Consider the following 16,866-nt stretch of genomic DNA (forward strand, 5'->3'; position numbering starts at 1 on the left):
ATTTAAGAAATAAATTATTTACGATCAAAGAATGAGGAGGGAAAAACAATAAATAAAATGAAAATCGGAAGTATCTTAGCAAGCACGCGTCAAGGGCGTTTAAGCCCGCAAGTTGGTGATTGGGTCAAGGAGATTGCTGACAACCGGAGAGATGCAAATTATGAAATTGTAGATATTGCAGATTTTAAACTACCATTTTTAGGAGAAGGAACTGGTCATGAACCAGGATTAAAAGCTTGGTCAGAAAAAATTTCAAGCTTAGATGGATTTGTCTTTATAGTTCAGGAATACAATCACAGTATCACAGGAGCATTAAAGAATGCACTTGATTCAGCACGCAATGAATGGAACAACAAGGCAGCAGGTATCGTAAGCTATGGTTAAACAGGTGGAGCTCGTGCAGCTGAACACTTGCGTGGAATCTTAGGAGAATTATTAGTAGCGGACGTTCGTGTACACCCAACATTATCATTATTTACAGATTTTGAAAATTTTCGCACCTTTAAACCAGCTGAATTACACCTTGATAATGTAAATGCAATGTTAGAGCAAACTAGAGCAGTGCATTAAAAACCGGTAAACACCACTACAAATATAGGTAAATAGAAAATTAAGTTATATCCGTTAAATCCCACAATAATAATTATTAGGCTTTGAAAATCGTTAGTGATCTTCAACAATCGGGCGCAATTCCAGAATAGGAATTACGCTCTTTCTTTATGCAAAGGGAAGATAATATAGAAATTTAAAAATTTATAAAATGTAGGAGATAGTGGAGGGGCTATGGAATAAAAAAGTGCATCACTATTGTGATAGCACTGATGAAATGTTTTAATCCCAGATACGGATCCTTGGAATCCCTGCTGTTCTTAAGTAATCCAATAACTGACCAGAATGAACAGATTCATGATAAGCAACTCGTAGCAGCATATCACCTAAGTCCCTTATGTACCCTGAATCCGAGCGATCTATTTTTATATTTTCTAGATCTTCTTCAGAAAATGACTTGATTGTATCTATAAACTGATTTCGATAAGGTTCTGCAAATTCCAATTCAGAAGTTACAGAAGTGAAAGGCCGATTTTCGAAGGGGGAATCGAAAACGGGTAAACTCCCTCTATTTTTAATTGCTAGGTGGTAATAATGTTCACTTTCAAGTACGTGCCTAATCATTTCTTGGCAATTCATTGCTTCATCATCCGGCTTCCATTGGAGCATCTCTTCAGGAATAGATGTCCAGATTTTTATGCTTCTTCTTCTAACTTCATCAAAGTTTAAAAGAATTAAATCAATTGAGTTCATAAGATTTCCTCCTCTTAGTAGGCATAACTCAATTATACACGAATGAACGTTCGTGCCAAATATTATTAGGAATAATTTTCAATTAATTTATCCCCCGTTTCGAAGATAAAATGCAGAGCTTATTCTAGAATTGGGTGCAATTCTCCAGTAAAGAATTTTGCTCAATCTTTATCTATAGGGCCAGATTGTTTAATAACAATTTTATGCACAAAGTAGATATTATGAAGGTTTACACTTAAACTATTTGGCAACGGAAAATTCAGATTTACAACGATAAGCAATTCTGAATTTAGGAGCTGTTGTAATTGCAGTTCCTTCTGAGAAATAAGGAATCATTAGTCGAATAAGTAGTCTTATAAGCCATCTAACCTACCTACAACATTCTGGAACAATTTGATAAGAGGTTGTTCCTTTTTATTTATACTCTAGATTATAGCTGCATAAAAATCTTTTATTTTTTCAAACCAGATGAAGGTTAGCTTCGTCTAAAATCTGTGAGAGGGTATAACTAATTGAATGGACTAAAACAATTGGTGGTGACAGACGAAAGTATGCTGGACATGAGAGAGCAGATCATTGATCAATTAATGCATGAATATAGCGATGATATCCTGCATCTCGTATATACATATGTTAAAAACCGAGCCACAGCAGAATATTTAACCCAAGAGATATTTATAAAGTGTTATGAAAAGTTAAATCAGTTTAATCAGCAGGCAACAATAAAAACTTGGGTATATCGTATTGCTAGCAATCATTGTAAGGATTATTTAAGAAGCTGGCATTACCGAAAAATAATGCTCAGCGACAAAATTTCGGATTATTTACCTTCGAAATCAAAACAGGTTGAAGAAGAAATTATCAAGAATAGTGAAGAAGACATCTTAACTAATGCTGTCATGAATTTTCCTCTAAAGTACAGAGAAGTAGTATTTCTGCATTATTATGAAGAACTTTCTTTAGCAGAAATAAGTAAGATTACTACAGTTAATATAAATACAATAAAAACCAGATTAAAGCGTGCGAAAGAACTATTAAGAGACAAGATGATAAAGGAGGTTTAGGAGTTGAATGATCCATTTATTAACCTGAAGAATTCGATGAAAAAATCAATTTTTAAGGATTTTTCTTTTTCAAATGAAAGAAAAAGTGCTGTGAAAGAAGCCATTCATATGAATCAATCTCAACAACAATTTCATTCTTGGGAGATAAAAACCATTATAGCCATATTAGAGTGTATTCAGCATGAATCAAAGGATGGCTACAATATTTCCATTCAACTTTTACAAAAAAAAGAACTTACCTTCCAAAAAAATGAAGGGCAGCTTTATACACTTCTACATCTACTAGAAAATAAAGAAATTCTTACTTCAAATTGGTTAAATAAAAAGAAATATTATTCCTTAAATTCTAAAGGAAAAAAATACTTAGCTACTTATAATCAAGATAACTCAAAACAAGATTTATCCCTTAAACACTTAATAGAGGAGGCATCCTTATGAGTTCTCTCAAATTTGAAGAATTTTTAAGTAAAGTAACTTCCAAAGTGAAATCTAGGGAAGCCCACAAGATGATAAAAAAAGAGCTTACTAATCATCTACAAGAGTTAAGCCAATCTTACAAAAATAGAGGATTTTCTAAAGAGGATGCAGATGAAAAGGCAATTCAAGAAATGGGAAATCCATATACCATTGGAGAGAATTTAAATCCTCTTCATAAGCCAAAAATGGATTGGGTCCTTATTGTTTTGTTTGTTATAATTGCTGGTATTGGTTTTTTTCCGTTAGTCGGTGGAGTTCCTGAAATTTCATTATCTAGTACCTATTTTGTGGGGCGACAGGCTTTTTGGTACACCCTTGCTGTTCCTGTAATCATTGGATTCCTTTTCTTTGATTACCAAAAATTAAAGAACTGGTGGATGTACTTTTATGCTAGCGGTCTGTTGGTCCATTTATATCTACATCTGTTTGGAAATACAACTAGCGGAGTAAAAAAGTGGATTTCCCTTTCAGGTTTTACGGTCGATGGAACCATGATCAGCTTATTTTTATTTTTTCTTGCTTGGGCTGGTATTTTTAAAAAAATTAATGAGTTTCATATTTGGAAAAAACAAGGTTTCCTTTTGGTTTTATTTTGGACTCCCATCTTGCTCTACATGATGGTGCCCAACTTTATGAATAGTATTATTTACTTTTTCTGTTTGCTTGGGATGTTTGCTTGTGCTCGAGTCCATAAGAAGTTAGCTATCAATCTTATCGTAACAAATATAGAAGCTGCGATCCTTTTCATGATTATATTCATCATGACCTCGCACCAAAGCTATTTGTTTACTAAATTATTTGCTTTTATAAACCCAGATGCCGACCCAATGGAGCCGGATATCTTTATATTACGGTGAGGAATGTCCTTGCAGAAGCAGGCTGGTTCGGTAACGGACTTTACAACGATTTGAATTTTCAATTGCTACCAGAAACGCATACAGACTTTGCTTTCCCCTTCCTCGTCTATTCTCTTGGTTGGGCATTCGGAATAGTCCTTTGTTTGATCCTACTGATATTTATTTCAAGAATCTCAAAAAATGCTTTTAAAACAAAGGACCTTTATGGGAGATTGATAGTAATCGGTGGTGCTACATTATTTGCCGTTCCTACTACCTGGAACATCTTGATGGGCTTTGGAATCGTGCCGATAATGGGAGTTTCCCTACCGTTTATTAGTTATGGAGGAAGTACGATTCTCATTTACGCTGCTGTTTTAGGACTGATTTTAAATGTTTATCGAAGAAAGGATATTGTAGAACCCACGATATTCTATAAGAATAGATATTAAAATTAAAAGTCAAAAATCTAAATGTTGATAAAAGGTGAGATAGCTAATTAACAGCTGTGGCCTTTCCCTTATTGAAGTACCGGTGCTTTGGTAAAGGGAGAAATAATTAGTTTTATTAATGAGGGCAAATTTAGTTATTCCATAAAAGAGGACAATAGATTATCTTGATATCGAGTCTTCTGTTAAGGGCGCATTTCCGAAGTAAAGGACTGCACTATTTTTTAGAAAGGCTATAATCTATAGTATATAAAGAAGTAATATTTAACGTTATAATATTAAATATTATTTCTTTTTTGTTTATAAATATAGACCTTAAAACTAAGTGAAGAACAGCGAGAGAAATAACAGTTAACATAATAACCAAAAAACTGTTCGACATCGACACTGATATACAAAATTCCCACCTTATATACCTTATATTAAATCTTATCTTGTTTATTTTTGTACTAGTATAGTAGGAGGAAAAAATATCAAATGAATAGAATGTTAATGGAAAAAGAAATTGATGAAACGGTAGCATATGTTGTAGATCGATTCCTACAGGCAGGGCTAAAGTATAATCATTTACTTGCTATAACTCGTACTATGACATCTGATTTTGGAGTAAGTTCGGAAAAAGAAGCTGAAAAACTAGTTAAGAACTATCTAACGTCACTTAATTACCCGTATTCCCTTTAAATTTATTGACTCATTCATTGCCTATAAGAGTGTTTATTAAAACTAGAAATGAGTTACTCAAGTATCGAAAACTATCCTTGAATAAAAGGGATAGTGCCCTTTTATTTAAAGTGCCATTTTTTTGAATAAATAATTGTACAAAGAATCGAAATTTGAAATTGTTAATAAAGGAGAGGAGGGCCCCATGAATACATATTTCATCAAATTAACTGAACCTACTCAAACCCTTGTAGAAGTGTTTAGTCGGTGGGAAAACGACCCCACTTTAATCCCGTTGACTCGCCCCCACCAAAACAAGTCAGAATTGGAACGCCAGAGGATAATTACCCTTGATAGCTTAACACAACGCTTGGAAAACCATCACATCTACCTGATATATTTGGATGAACAGTTGATCGGCGAAATGAACTATATGGTAGATCCGAGCCATCTCTACAAAAAAAATCAAGGGACCGCCTGGATAGGGATTACGATTGGTGAGTCTGAAGGTCGGGGCAAAGGGATTGGTTATGAGGCGATACAATTTTTAGAAGAACAGATTAAGAAGCAAGGTCTTAAACGTATTGAACTGGGCGTGTTTGAATTTAACATACAGGCACAGAAGCTGTATCAGAAGCTGGGCTACAAGGCAATTGGCAGTATAGAAGATTTCACCTATTGGCAAGATAAATTGTGGTCTGACATCCGCATGGAGAAGTATTTAGAAGATAATTCAAACGAGATGTAACATAATCCATAACAACATGGAACTGGCAATTTAAGTGCTAGAAATATTCTTCAGTACAATCTTCATTTAAAATATATTAACTAATTAGCTAACTGGATTTTGAGGAGGTCCTTGTATAGGATCTCCTTTTTTATTTATCAATTTAATTTTATCCCTAAGCTGCAAGATATCCAAATAGATGCTTGCGTTCCTTTATCTTATTAAGAGGTGAAGGATTAATGTTAAATATAACTTTCCACTGGAAACTTTCTCAAATACCAGAACGAGGTGTAGAGAAGCACTGCAAAATGGGTGGGGAATTATCTGTTTTTACGGACACGAATGTGAGAAGGCATAACGCAAACGGAAAAAGCATATACCAATATGCGATTTATAAATGCGGAAAAAATCATACGTGGAACAAAAAGTTAGCTATTTATAAAACGTTCTCAGAGCATGTTGCTGAAATCGAGGAGCAAAGAGAAGAATCTTCTATAGTGTCAGCCATTCCGATAACTAGCTTAGTAGAACAAGGAATAAAGGTGATACACATTGTACTAGATGATGTGACAGGAAAACATCGAATTGATAAAGTACTTGCAAATCAAATTGAGGATTGGAGTCGATCACAGATTATAGATAAGATTGAAAAAGGAGCAATTCAATTAAATGAACAAGTCATTAAACCTAGCTCAAGACTGTCAAAGGGAGAACGCATTTCCATTTTCATAGATTAAATAAATTTTCATCAAAGTCGCAAAATGGTGAAGATGGATATTCAATATACGTTTGCGCCCTACGATATTCCGTCAAAGGAAGCGATTGCTGCATAAGGTAATCGCTTTTTTTTCTTAAGAATCGAGCTGGTTAGTTAAATAGCAATTACAGAATATTGATACTTAAAGGGAATAACCTTTTCAATAAATAATAAATATTTACAGATAGAAAAAATATAGATTCAGAGAAAATGGGGGTTGAGGTATGAAAGAAAAGACAGGAAAAAGATATAATGTTCCAGTTGGTTCTAAAAGTGCAATTACTTTTGGTTCCGCTATAGCCATTACTATATCTTGGAGTATTCATAAATCAGTTCTCTGGGCAATAATTCACGGGTTCTTTAGTTGGTTCTACGTTATATATTACGTTTTGACTAGGTAAGGATGGAACGACCACCGTCGAAAGTGGATCCATAAGCTGTGTGAAGAATGAATAAAAGAGACATTGCAGGTAACGGGTTCTTTTTTAGAGTACAAACGTAAAATGGTTAGCAAAGATCTATTTAGCCCATTGACAAAAAAGATAAATTCTATTATCTTAGTAAAAAAACAATACAACATTTAAATTCGTATAACCCCAATGATATGGTTTGGGGGTCTCTACCAGGAACCAACAAATCCTGATTACGAAGAAGATGCAAGCATGTACTTGTATCTTCTTCGTAATCAGGATTTTTTTTGTGAAAAATTAAGGAGGTCCAACAATGAACTTTTCTATATTGCCTAAAATTGAACTTCACTGCCATTTGGATGGGAGTGTTAGACCTGAGACCATCATTGATATTGCAAAGAAAGATGGCATCAGTATACCTTCCTTTGATAAGGAAGAGATGAAAGAAGAACTAATTGCTCCATTAGACTGCGAATCCTTAGATGAATATTTAAAAAAATTTTCCATACCTAATTTAGTAATGCAGTCAAAAGAAAATTTGAAAAGAATTACCTTTGAGCTTTTTGAAGATGCAGCAAAGGAAAATGTGAAATATATGGAGGTTCGATTTGCACCGTTACTTCATACGAAAATGGGATTATCTGTAGAAGAAATCATTCAAAGTGTGATAGATGGAATGAAAGAAGCAGAAGAACAATTTGATATCATTGGAAATATCATTTTGTCATGTATGAGAACGATGGCGGTGGAAAGTGCTTTTGAGGTCGTCGAAAGGGGCAAGATATTCCTTGGAAAAGGGGTTGTCGCGATTGATTTGTGTGCTTCGGAAGAGGAAGGATTTTGCGGAAAATTTATTGAACCAATCGCAATGGCTAGGGAATATGGCTACAGAGTCACGATCCACGCCGGTGAAACTGGAATCGGAAAAAATGTGCTTGAGGCTATTGAATGGTTGGGGGCTGAAAGGATTGGACACGGTGTGTTCATTAAAGACTGTGTAGAAGCTTACAACATTGTAAAGGAAAAACAGATAGTGCTTGAAATGTGTCCAACAAGTAATGTCCAAACCAAAGCAGTAAACCAATTTGGTGATCATCCAATCTACGATTTCCACAGGGATGGAATAAAAGTAACCGTTAATACGGACAACAGAACGGTATCAGATACAACGATGGCGAAGGAATGTGATTTAGTCTGTAATGAATTTGCTATGAGTGATGAAGATTATAAACAAATTTACATGAATAGCGTGCAAGCCTCTTTTGCAAATGTAAAAACAAAGGATAAATTGAAGAAATATCTACTAGATATATAAAGTTTATTTTAAATCCGCAACCTCTCCATGGAAAAGTGGGTTTAAAATTTGAAAAGGCTTGGAAATATTATTTGTATTCTAATGCATAAGTTTGGAACCAATGCCTATTTCAAACGTAAGTAATGCAATAGACTTAGTTTGGGGAGGCAAAAGTATGAGGCAGCTTTATATAAAGCAGAAGGTATTCAGTCTTAGTGGGAAATTTACAGTAAAGGATCAGCTGGAGAAGGATATATATTACGTGGAGCGACGTTTTATTACAGCTTAAGAATAGGCAAGATTGTATATTTTAAGTATTGGTCTATGACAAGCAAACACAAATGGGTAACACATGATATAAATATATTTTACTTTGCTACGGGGGTATATATGAAAATTCACTATTATTTAGGGTGGTTTAGCAATTTCTTCCCAGAGAATTTGGGCAGGGTTTTACAGGAGGATATAACGAATAGAAAATCACTTGTTATGATTAGCTCGAATCCATCTGTACTTGAAGACGATGGTGTTACTGAACGCTCGTGGCTTGACCGGGCCGGGATTGTGTTTGATGAATACCATTTACTTAATTTTCGTCTACAGAAGGAAGATGCCCAAACGTTAATTCGAAACGCTTCAGCCATATTCTTGTTAGGTGGAAATACTCTTAAACAAAATGATTTCTTGAGGGAGTATGGATTGTCAGATTTGATAAAAAAAAGTACAGCTATAGTAATCGGAGCAAGCGCTGGCGCGATCAACATGTCAGCCAAATGGATATGCTCGAAGAAACTAGGATATAAAGTTGAAAAAAGCACAACTTACAACGGGATTGGCCTTGACGATTTTGCCGTCCTGTCTCATTTTGATCTTGAAAATAACATGGCACAGGTTCAAAGCGAACTGTCTCACTTGTCGAAAGAAATGGATATTTATGCGTCAAACAAAGATTGCGCTGTACGTGTAAGGGGAGACAAAATCGACATCCTGGGTGATGTATATTTAATTTCAAAATCAAGAATTCAGAAGTTGGATAGAACACTCTAGTTGAAGGTTTAAAATGATATCTTAAAAGTGAGGATGCATATGAAACAATTAACATTCCATGAGTTACAGAGCTACCTGGCATTAGAATACAAAGAAGGACGAACTTCTTCTGGTTTTTTATGCAGCTAGTAGAAGAAATTGGAGAGGTAGCTGAGGTATTAAATCAGTTAGAAGGTCAAAAAGCAGATTCATGGGATAATAATGCTTTAGAAAAAGATTTAGTCGATGTTATACACTACGCAGTGGCCATTGCGAGCATAAATAATATTGATTTAACCAAGGCCAATATTAAGAAGGATCAACAAGCAGCAATTAAATATAATCAATCTCCAAATCTAGAAGAATATATAAAATCAAGTTAACTGGATGTACCTGTGCCCCTCAACATGAAAACGAATATCCAGGATAATATGCTTTACCTCATAGACAATGAAGAAAATGGAGGAACAAATGAATATAGAACTTGAAAAGCTGATTTATGCTTTAAACCAACAATTCAAGGCGAATATCATTTCTACTGACTACGAAACTATGCCGTTTGGGGCGAAGGTATGAGACAGATTATTGCAATGGGTGGTGGGGGATTTTCAATGGAACCAGAAAACCCACTACTGGATAAATACATTTTAGCTCAAGTGAAAAAAGACATTCCCAAGGTTTGTTTTATTCCGACCGCCAGCGGAGACCAAGCAAATTATATAGAAAGATTTTATAGCGCATTTAAGCTACTGCCTTGCCAACCCTCTCACATATCATTATTTGAGCCAGATTTTATAGACTTAGAAAAGTTTGTTCTTGAGCAAGATGTAATTTATGTCGGAGGTGGGAATACCAGAAATCTGCTTCTTTTGTGGAAGGAATGGGGATTAGATCAAGTTTTAAAAAAGGCTTATGAAAAAGGAGTCATACTTGCTGGACTGAGTGCTGGTGCAATATGTTGGTTTGAAGAAGGATTAACTGATCCATTAAATGGCCCGTTGTATAAACTAGATTGTTTAGGCTATTTGAAGGGAAGTAATTGTCCGCATTATGATGGTGAAAATAAAAGAAAGCCTTCATATCACCAATTAATCCTAGAAGGAAAAATGAAAGAAGGATACGCAGTAGATGACGGAGCCGCTCTTCATTTTATAAATGAAACACTATTTAAATCTGTTAGTTCAAGACCGAAAGCAAAGTCTTACTTTGTTAAATGTGTAGATGGTGAAATTACTGAAAATGAGATTAATACAATTTACTTAAGCGGTTGATAGCGAATTCCTTATTCAAGGATATGGAGCCCGGTTAGTAAAATAATAAACCTTAATAGCCACTCTTCAATAAAAGGAAGGGTGGCTATTCTTATCGAATTTAACAACTATCATGATTTTTCAAAGGGGTTTACAAATGGAGAATGATTTAAAGATATACTACGGAGAACACCACTCGCAATTTGGTATATTGCGAGTCCCTGAGAATTCTGACTCATGTCCTGTAATAGTACTGATTCACGGTGGATTTTGGCAAGCAAGATATAACTTAGACGAGAATAATCCAATTGCTGAGGATTTGACCAAAAGAGGATTTGTAACATGGAACATCGAGTATAGGAGAGAGGGTGAAGATCGGGGAGAATGGGCCAGCACATTTAATGATGTGATTGATGCAATAAACCATCTATCAAAAATTGCTGAGTCACATCCAATTGACCTGTCCAAAGTTACTGTTATTGGTCATTCGGCAGGTGGCCATTTAGCACTTTGGTTAGGTTCAAGAATTAGATCAAGGGCAATCGATGGTCCTTTTAACGAGCTTCTAGTTACTGTTCAAAAAGTGATCAGTTTAGCTGGAGTGACAGACTTAGTCAAGATGTGGGAATTCCATGAGCAAAAGAAAATGAAGAGTCACGTAGCTGCACTATTAGATGGATCTCCTGAAGAAGTTTCTGAGCGTTATAAAATGACTTCCCCAATTGAATTGTTGCCAATAAAGGTAGAACAAGTATTGATACATGGTGAGTCGGATCGACATGTCCCAGCAGATTTAAGTAAGGATTATTACAAAGTTGCCGTGGATAAGGGAGAGAACGTAAAGCTGGTGATTCTCCCAGATATAGAGCATTTTAAAATTATTGATCCGACTTCTTCTGCATGGACCTCTGTTGTAGAGTCAATATAATTTCTTTCTTGAACTAACCAATGGCGTATGCTTTTACTAAATTGGGCCCTCAAGAATCGGAAATAAAAATATTATGATTAAGTTTATTAATTAATCGTTTTGAAATAATTGGTATTAATCATCAGGACAGCATTGATGAAGAAAACTAGAGGGGGGAGTATTAATGGACAATGAGCATAAAAAAATACCGGTGTGGGCATTTGAAACAATTGAGATAAAAAAGCCAGATCCTAATTGGAAGGACAAAGGGATTCAGGAAATAGAGGAACTTTACATTCTACTTTCAACTTTTGGTGTAAAGCAAGTAGAACATATTGGCAGCACCTCAATTCCTAATTTGCCAGCAAAACCAATTATCGACTTAATGGCTTCGATTCCATCATTGGAACCTATCAATAAAATTGCGGAAACGCTAAATTCACACGATTGGCATTATGTACCTCCCGAATTAGATAAGCGGCCGTGGAGAAGATTTTTTGTAAAAGTGAAGAACGACAAACGAGTAGCACATTTACAACTAATGGCAGAAGGAGAAGGACGTTGGGATCAACTAATTAAGTTTAGAAATAAATTAAGAACCAACGCAGACCTTGCAAATGAATACGCTGCAATTAAAAGTCACTTAGCACAGGAATATAAAAGTGATCGTGAAACATATACAGCTGCAAAAACAGAATTTATTAATAAGGTGTTACATAACTAAAGGGAGCTTATCAGAAAATTAGGTAAGCTTCTTTTTTATGCAAAGTTTATATTGAGTAAGTGGTTGAAATTTGAAATAATTGGAATGAGGGAATAGGTAGATCAGGAAATTGTTTTATCATCATCATAATCATAATCAATTTTTTTAGCCTATATATTTAAAGGAGCGTCAAGCTTTCATGATTCATAAAAGGGATAAAGAATAAGGAGGAGAAGATGGTCGGTACTAAACTATTATTATTTGGAGCGATGTTTTATTGTGTGAAATTTTTATTAAAGGCCATTCTTATCAAGACATTCAAAGTAAAAAAAGAGCCATATCATGATGATGATGGATTCGTTAATAAGAAACACAAAAGCATTAATATTATTATAGGTCCTATCGTAATTCTTACCTTGGTATTCCTTTTTTACCTTCAGCATATAGGGGTTTTTTCACAGATGTTATTCTTGGGAATCTGTTTGTTATTTATTGCGTTATTTAATGTTATCGAAGCATTTTTTTGGTGGCAGGATGACGAGAAATCAAGATATTTCGTATTATGTATCGGAGAAGCAATGTTATTTATTATCTTCGGAATCATTATATGGCAGTTTGGTATATTCGGTCTAACCACCATTTGATAGAACATTAAACTAGTTCAATTAAGTAAAGAGTGTATTACTAAACTAATAATGAGAGCAAATAGCTTTTTATATTTTATTTTCTGATATTTGAAACTATTTAAGTTTCTTAAAAGTATATTATAGAAGGGAGAGTGATTAGGATGCTACAGGCATTTCTTATAATAGGTGTTATAGGTATTTTTATTTCAGGAGTTTTTTTGGGAGTATGGACGAGCGGGCAACAACAAAGGGCTAATTATCATTCGGAGACCACAGGACACAGAAACTTTAGAACAAAGATAGGATTATTTTCTGGTATGGTGGGTCTAGTTTCATTAGGCATAGCGGCATTGATATTTTATTTGTAAGAATCCCGTACTTGGTTTCAAAAAAAGTTGTAACTCGTCAAATAAAGGAGAAAGATATAATGAGAATAGAAACTAAAACATTAGAAGCAATAAAAGTGTTGTCCCTGGTTGTTATCGCAATTAGCTCCGTGTTCATAGCAATTTGGCTTGCCCAAATCATTACTCTTTTAGAGGTTATAGGTAGTAATCTAAATGGAATTAACTCTAGCATATTTGATTTAGTAAATAGGGAATAGGTTCTAACAAAAATTATCGGGGGCGATAGTTGAAATGTGATCTCCATACTTTATAGAGGGAGGAATAGGGGTATACAATGAAAATTCTAAAAAATATGATTGTAATTTCAGTATTCACTATGTTGCTATCCTCTTGTGGTAACTTCAATTCAATAAGAGGTTGTCCTGACGCTGCAATTGAATGGATTGATATGGTCATGATCCATGATATAAAATACCAACATCATTTCCCCGAGCCTGTTGATGAGAATATTCCCATTGATTTTGAAATAGGTAAAGAGCTTGGAAAAGTAGATTATAAGATGGCTGATAGTGCGTGTAGTAACCATAAAATGAATAACGGCGATGCTGCATATTTAGAAGAGGGCACACCAATTTATGAAATTAAAGGATATCCTTCTGCTTTAGTTGTTGCGGCAAATGATAAGGTATATGTAGCAGACAAAAACTTAAATGCAAAAACGGCTGGGGATTTATATCCGATGGATACGTTGTTGAAGAATATCTATATTGAAAGCACGGAAGATGGAAGTAGAATACATACATTCTCGCAACCTTCCAAAAATAAATTCCTGGATGCTTGGTATAAATTAAAATTGGAAGATATCCAGACATTAAATAAAGAAGATAAAATGGAAGGTAAACGAATATTTTTAGAGTTTGAACTTGAAAATGGAGTTTCCTTTAGGTTGCTTTATTGGGCTGACTCTAATATTTTTCATAATGGAGCAATAGGAAACAAAGAAATAAAAGATGTTATTAACTATGAAATGTCAATTTTAAGTAACTAATCCGTGATAATTCAAAGTAAATGGCATTGAACAACGGCGTGAGGTAAACTTTGTTCCAAAAGCTAAATTAAGAGGTGCGCAATGAGTAATAGTTTGAATAGATTGGAACCAATAGATGCAGCCCATAAGTTTATAAGTAAGCATTTTCCCGATTGTGACGGGGCTTTATTGGCAGGGAGTGTGGTTCGAGGTGAGGAGACGGAAACATCTGACCTTGACGTTGTGATCTTCGATAGAAAACTTCATTCCTCATACAGAGAGTCACTGATTGATTTTGGGTGGAATATAGAAGTTTTTGTACATAGCTTAATCTCATATAAAGATTTTTTTAAAAGTGATTATGAAAGGGCCAGGCCCTCGATGCCAAGAATGGTATCTGAAGGCATAGTCTTAAAAGATAATGGGATCATTGAGACCATAAAAAACGAGGCGAAAGAATTATTAGCCAAAGGTCCAGAGAAATGGTCTACTGAAACAATCGAGACTAAAAGGTATTTTATAACTGATGCATTAGACGACTTGATTGGTTGTAAAAATAGAGCTGAAGAAATTTTTATCGCTGGTACACTTGCTGAATTAGTAAGTGAATTTGTATTGAGGACCAATGATAGGTGGGTTGGCGCTTCAAAATGGGTTGTAAGGTCATTAAGGGAATATGACATGGAGTTTGCAGACTGTTTTGTCGACGCTTTTGATGATTTTTATAAAACAGGTAATAAAAACAAAATCATTCAACTTGTGGATGGGATATTAAAGTCCCATGGAGGGCGCTTGTTTGATGGTTTTTCTCTAGGGAAAAAACTTGCGCCATCCTGAAACGATTGAATGTGTGACTGTATATGTAGTTCCAGTCAAAAAACGATCTCCAACTCGAAGATCGTTTTAACATGATAAAAAATAATATTATTCCAAAATGTAGAACCCCTATCAGTGCACCCTTTTATAATACTAAAAAGGAGTGCGGTGACAAAATGGGTATCATCCTTGTTTATTTGATTATCGGTGTATTGATTAGTACATCAATTTTTGCGGTGGCCGATTTTAGACCTTGGTATTTTTTTGTTGCATTGTGCGTTTTATGGTTACCTCTAATTGTAATTGGAATGATCATGACTTTATTTATGGATATAGAAGAAATCTCCAATAAGCTAAACAGATAAAAGCACAAAGCCAAGAAATAAATCCGAATACCGAGACAATGGTCGTTTCGGACCAACCATATTTTAAGCCAAAATGATAATGAATCGGTGTCATTTTGAAAATGCGCTTATTAGTTAGTTTAAATGATGAAACTTGTAAAATGACCGACAGCTGTTCAGCAAAATATATAAAGAATAAAACGGGAATCAAGATTTCAACTTTCTCCATGACTGCAAGAAAGGATAGCGACCCCCCGATAGCCAGTGATCCCGTATCCCCCATAAATGCTTTGGCAGGAAAAATATTATAAATGAGAAAACCAAGTAAACACCCAATCATAACTAAACAAAAAATTTGCACTTCTGAACTGTCTGATACCATAAAAAAGAAAAAGTATGTAGGGATTGCAACAACTCCTAAAAGACCGTCTAATCCATCCGTAAAGTTAATGGCATTTGCAGAACAAACGACAAATAGGGTGATGACAATGACATATAACATCATTGGAAGATCCAAAGAAATGTTTTTATAAATATTGATGCTGGTATCTACGCCTAGCTCGTTGATCACGTAAAAAAGCAAAGTACCTGTAAAAGTAAATTGAAGAATAAGTTTGGTCTTACCCGATACCCCTCCTGGATCTTGACGAGAGGCTTTCCAAAAGTCGTCCAAAAACCCTATGAAACTAAAAAGAATGTAAGTAACACACAAAAAGTACATCAATGGAGTAGGCGAAAGAAGTAGTGATATTATAATTCCTACAAAAAGAATGATGCCGAACATTAGCGGAGTGCCTTTTTTTAACTGATGACCTTTAGGAAGTTCTTTCCTTATAGGCTGAATGAGATGAAGTTTTCTTAAAACGGCAATTAACAGTGGAGATAAAATTGTAACAACTACAAATGCAATCAAGGCCGGGATTATTTGATCAATCACTTTTCATTTACCTCTTTTCTCTTTACTATTAATAATAAATTCTATAAAAACAATCCATTACCTCTATTCCTTACAATCCAATATTAAATACGTATAAATTCTGGTTTAATAGAGACCTATTAATTATTATGAAAATGTGTGATCAAGCAATGGCGCAAAACAAAATGATATTAAGTTAAAGGGGGCTCTAGTGTGCTTAACGTAGAGTTAAGAAGGCCAAGAATTGAGGATAACAAAGAGCTAAATAAATTTTTTAGAACGGTGATAAATGATACATTTATGAAAGAAGGTATAGGGGATAAATTAGAGGATATAGAAGACGAAATTGAAGCGAAGAAAACCTACTTGGAAAGCGATTTGGAAAGTAATGGTGAAAAACGATTTTTCCTGATTGCTTTAGACGGAGCAAAAATAATCGGTACAATCGAATATGGTGCAGCAAGCGATCTGATAAGAAAATGTACAGATAATGCATTTAAAGATCTAATCGAAGTGGGGACAGTATTCGTGGATCCTGCCTACCAAAGGAAGGGCATAGGTAATTTACTATTAAATAAAATGTATAAAGCACTGTCTAATAAGGGAATTGAAGAATTTTGCTTGGATAGTGGATATATGCGTGCACAAAAAATCTGGAAAAAGAAGTATGGAGATCCTAATTATTTGTTAGAGGATTATTGGGGAGAAGGCTATCATCATATGATATGGCGAGTCAAAATGGATGATTTTTTGAACTAGAATAGCTACTATTCAGATTTTTTGTACCGTTAATCCAGTAAGAATCGAATATGAAACTCAAAACTCAGATCAAAGTGACCTGAGTTTTTTTCTATGCAAAAAACAGCTAGTTTCCAAGTTCAGTAGTATCCAAGATGGACAATTGGTAAAATATATATGGAAAACTAAA

Annotated in this window: 21 protein-coding genes, 2 pseudogenes and 1 riboswitch; of the genes and pseudogenes, 21 read left to right on the forward strand and 2 right to left on the reverse strand. The window is 34.7% G+C overall.

The window, feature by feature from the left end; translation table 11 throughout:
* Positions 1-57 precede the first annotated feature (57 nt).
* A pseudogene (locus ACQCT5_RS03800) lies at positions 58-570 on the forward strand (NADPH-dependent FMN reductase).
* Positions 571-831: 261 nt separating this feature from the next.
* Here ACQCT5_RS03800 and ACQCT5_RS03805 read toward each other — a convergent pair.
* Complete coding sequence (locus tag ACQCT5_RS03805; RefSeq protein WP_499639186.1) at positions 832-1,302, reverse strand: DinB family protein; 471 nt, start codon at positions 1,300-1,302, stop codon at positions 832-834.
* 551 nt (positions 1,303-1,853) lie between these two features.
* Between ACQCT5_RS03805 and ACQCT5_RS03810 the strand changes: the two genes are divergently transcribed.
* From ACQCT5_RS03810 to ACQCT5_RS03900, 19 genes and pseudogenes are all read left to right on the forward strand, one after another.
* Positions 1,854-2,366 carry a sigma-70 family RNA polymerase sigma factor gene (locus tag ACQCT5_RS03810; RefSeq protein ID WP_499639964.1) on the forward strand — a complete coding sequence of 171 codons (513 nt, stop codon included), beginning with the start codon at positions 1,854-1,856 and terminating at the stop codon, positions 2,364-2,366.
* A gap of 3 nt (positions 2,367-2,369) precedes the next feature.
* Positions 2,370-2,804 (forward strand): PadR family transcriptional regulator, encoded by a 435-nt coding sequence (locus ACQCT5_RS03815; protein ID WP_499639187.1) that lies wholly within the window; start codon positions 2,370-2,372, stop codon positions 2,802-2,804.
* Between the two features lie 68 nt (positions 2,805-2,872).
* A pseudogene (locus ACQCT5_RS03820) lies at positions 2,873-4,131 on the forward strand (FtsW/RodA/SpoVE family cell cycle protein).
* A gap of 474 nt (positions 4,132-4,605) precedes the next feature.
* Positions 4,606-4,809, forward strand: a complete 204-nt coding sequence (locus tag ACQCT5_RS03825) for a hypothetical protein (protein WP_499639189.1) — start codon at positions 4,606-4,608, stop codon at positions 4,807-4,809.
* Positions 4,810-4,993: 184 nt separating this feature from the next.
* Complete coding sequence (locus ACQCT5_RS03830) at positions 4,994-5,536, forward strand: GNAT family N-acetyltransferase (RefSeq protein ID WP_499639191.1); 543 nt, start codon at positions 4,994-4,996, stop codon at positions 5,534-5,536.
* Between the two features lie 218 nt (positions 5,537-5,754).
* A complete protein-coding gene (locus tag ACQCT5_RS03835) occupies positions 5,755-6,252 on the forward strand; it encodes a S4 domain-containing protein (RefSeq protein WP_499639193.1) in 498 nt (165 codons plus the stop codon).
* A 244-nt stretch (positions 6,253-6,496) separates the two neighbouring features.
* Entirely contained in the window at positions 6,497-6,673 is a 177-nt protein-coding gene (locus ACQCT5_RS03840) for a hypothetical protein (protein ID WP_499639195.1), read from the forward strand.
* A gap of 165 nt (positions 6,674-6,838) precedes the next feature.
* A riboswitch (purine riboswitch) is annotated at positions 6,839-6,938 on the forward strand.
* Positions 6,939-6,995: 57 nt separating this feature from the next.
* The gene (gene add / locus ACQCT5_RS03845) at positions 6,996-7,997 is read left to right on the forward strand and encodes an adenosine deaminase (RefSeq protein WP_499639197.1); all 1,002 of its coding nucleotides are present in this window, start codon (positions 6,996-6,998) and stop codon (positions 7,995-7,997) included.
* Between the two features lie 154 nt (positions 7,998-8,151).
* The gene (locus ACQCT5_RS03850) at positions 8,152-8,265 is read left to right on the forward strand and encodes an LURP-one-related family protein (protein WP_499640000.1); all 114 of its coding nucleotides are present in this window, start codon (positions 8,152-8,154) and stop codon (positions 8,263-8,265) included.
* A 101-nt stretch (positions 8,266-8,366) separates the two neighbouring features.
* A complete protein-coding gene (locus tag ACQCT5_RS03855) occupies positions 8,367-9,023 on the forward strand; it encodes a Type 1 glutamine amidotransferase-like domain-containing protein (protein WP_499639199.1) in 657 nt (218 codons plus the stop codon).
* 119 nt (positions 9,024-9,142) lie between these two features.
* Positions 9,143-9,385 (forward strand): nucleoside triphosphate pyrophosphohydrolase family protein, encoded by a 243-nt coding sequence (locus tag ACQCT5_RS03860; RefSeq protein WP_499639201.1) that lies wholly within the window; start codon positions 9,143-9,145, stop codon positions 9,383-9,385.
* Between the two features lie 189 nt (positions 9,386-9,574).
* A complete protein-coding gene (locus ACQCT5_RS03865) occupies positions 9,575-10,273 on the forward strand; it encodes a Type 1 glutamine amidotransferase-like domain-containing protein (protein WP_499639203.1) in 699 nt (232 codons plus the stop codon).
* 136 nt (positions 10,274-10,409) lie between these two features.
* Positions 10,410-11,180: an alpha/beta hydrolase family protein gene (locus ACQCT5_RS03870; protein ID WP_499639206.1), complete on the forward strand. Its 771-nt coding sequence runs from the start codon at positions 10,410-10,412 to the stop codon at positions 11,178-11,180.
* 163 nt (positions 11,181-11,343) lie between these two features.
* Complete coding sequence (locus ACQCT5_RS03875) at positions 11,344-11,883, forward strand: GrpB family protein (RefSeq protein ID WP_499639208.1); 540 nt, start codon at positions 11,344-11,346, stop codon at positions 11,881-11,883.
* A gap of 215 nt (positions 11,884-12,098) precedes the next feature.
* Positions 12,099-12,506, forward strand: coding sequence for a DUF4181 domain-containing protein (locus tag ACQCT5_RS03880; RefSeq protein ID WP_499639210.1), 408 nt, complete (start codon positions 12,099-12,101; stop codon positions 12,504-12,506).
* 143 nt (positions 12,507-12,649) lie between these two features.
* Complete coding sequence (locus ACQCT5_RS03885) at positions 12,650-12,856, forward strand: DUF5316 family protein (protein WP_499639212.1); 207 nt, start codon at positions 12,650-12,652, stop codon at positions 12,854-12,856.
* Positions 12,857-12,915: 59 nt separating this feature from the next.
* Positions 12,916-13,092: a hypothetical protein gene (locus tag ACQCT5_RS03890; protein ID WP_499639214.1), complete on the forward strand. Its 177-nt coding sequence runs from the start codon at positions 12,916-12,918 to the stop codon at positions 13,090-13,092.
* Between the two features lie 77 nt (positions 13,093-13,169).
* Positions 13,170-13,883 carry a hypothetical protein gene (locus tag ACQCT5_RS03895; RefSeq protein WP_499639216.1) on the forward strand — a complete coding sequence of 238 codons (714 nt, stop codon included), beginning with the start codon at positions 13,170-13,172 and terminating at the stop codon, positions 13,881-13,883.
* A gap of 81 nt (positions 13,884-13,964) precedes the next feature.
* Entirely contained in the window at positions 13,965-14,699 is a 735-nt protein-coding gene (locus ACQCT5_RS03900; protein ID WP_499639218.1) for a nucleotidyltransferase domain-containing protein, read from the forward strand.
* A 303-nt stretch (positions 14,700-15,002) separates the two neighbouring features.
* Here ACQCT5_RS03900 and mraY read toward each other — a convergent pair whose 3' ends face one another.
* On the reverse strand, positions 15,003-15,959 hold the full coding sequence (gene mraY, locus ACQCT5_RS03905) for a phospho-N-acetylmuramoyl-pentapeptide-transferase (protein WP_499639220.1): 957 nt from the start codon (positions 15,957-15,959) through the stop codon (positions 15,003-15,005).
* A gap of 192 nt (positions 15,960-16,151) precedes the next feature.
* Between mraY and ACQCT5_RS03910 the strand changes: the two genes are divergently transcribed.
* Positions 16,152-16,697 (forward strand): GNAT family N-acetyltransferase, encoded by a 546-nt coding sequence (locus tag ACQCT5_RS03910; RefSeq protein ID WP_499639222.1) that lies wholly within the window; start codon positions 16,152-16,154, stop codon positions 16,695-16,697.
* Positions 16,698-16,866 lie beyond the last annotated feature (169 nt).

It is taken from the genome of Sutcliffiella halmapala (genome assembly GCF_050107295.1).
GTDB lineage: Bacteria > Bacillota > Bacilli > Bacillales > Bacillaceae_I > Sutcliffiella_A > Sutcliffiella_A halmapala_A.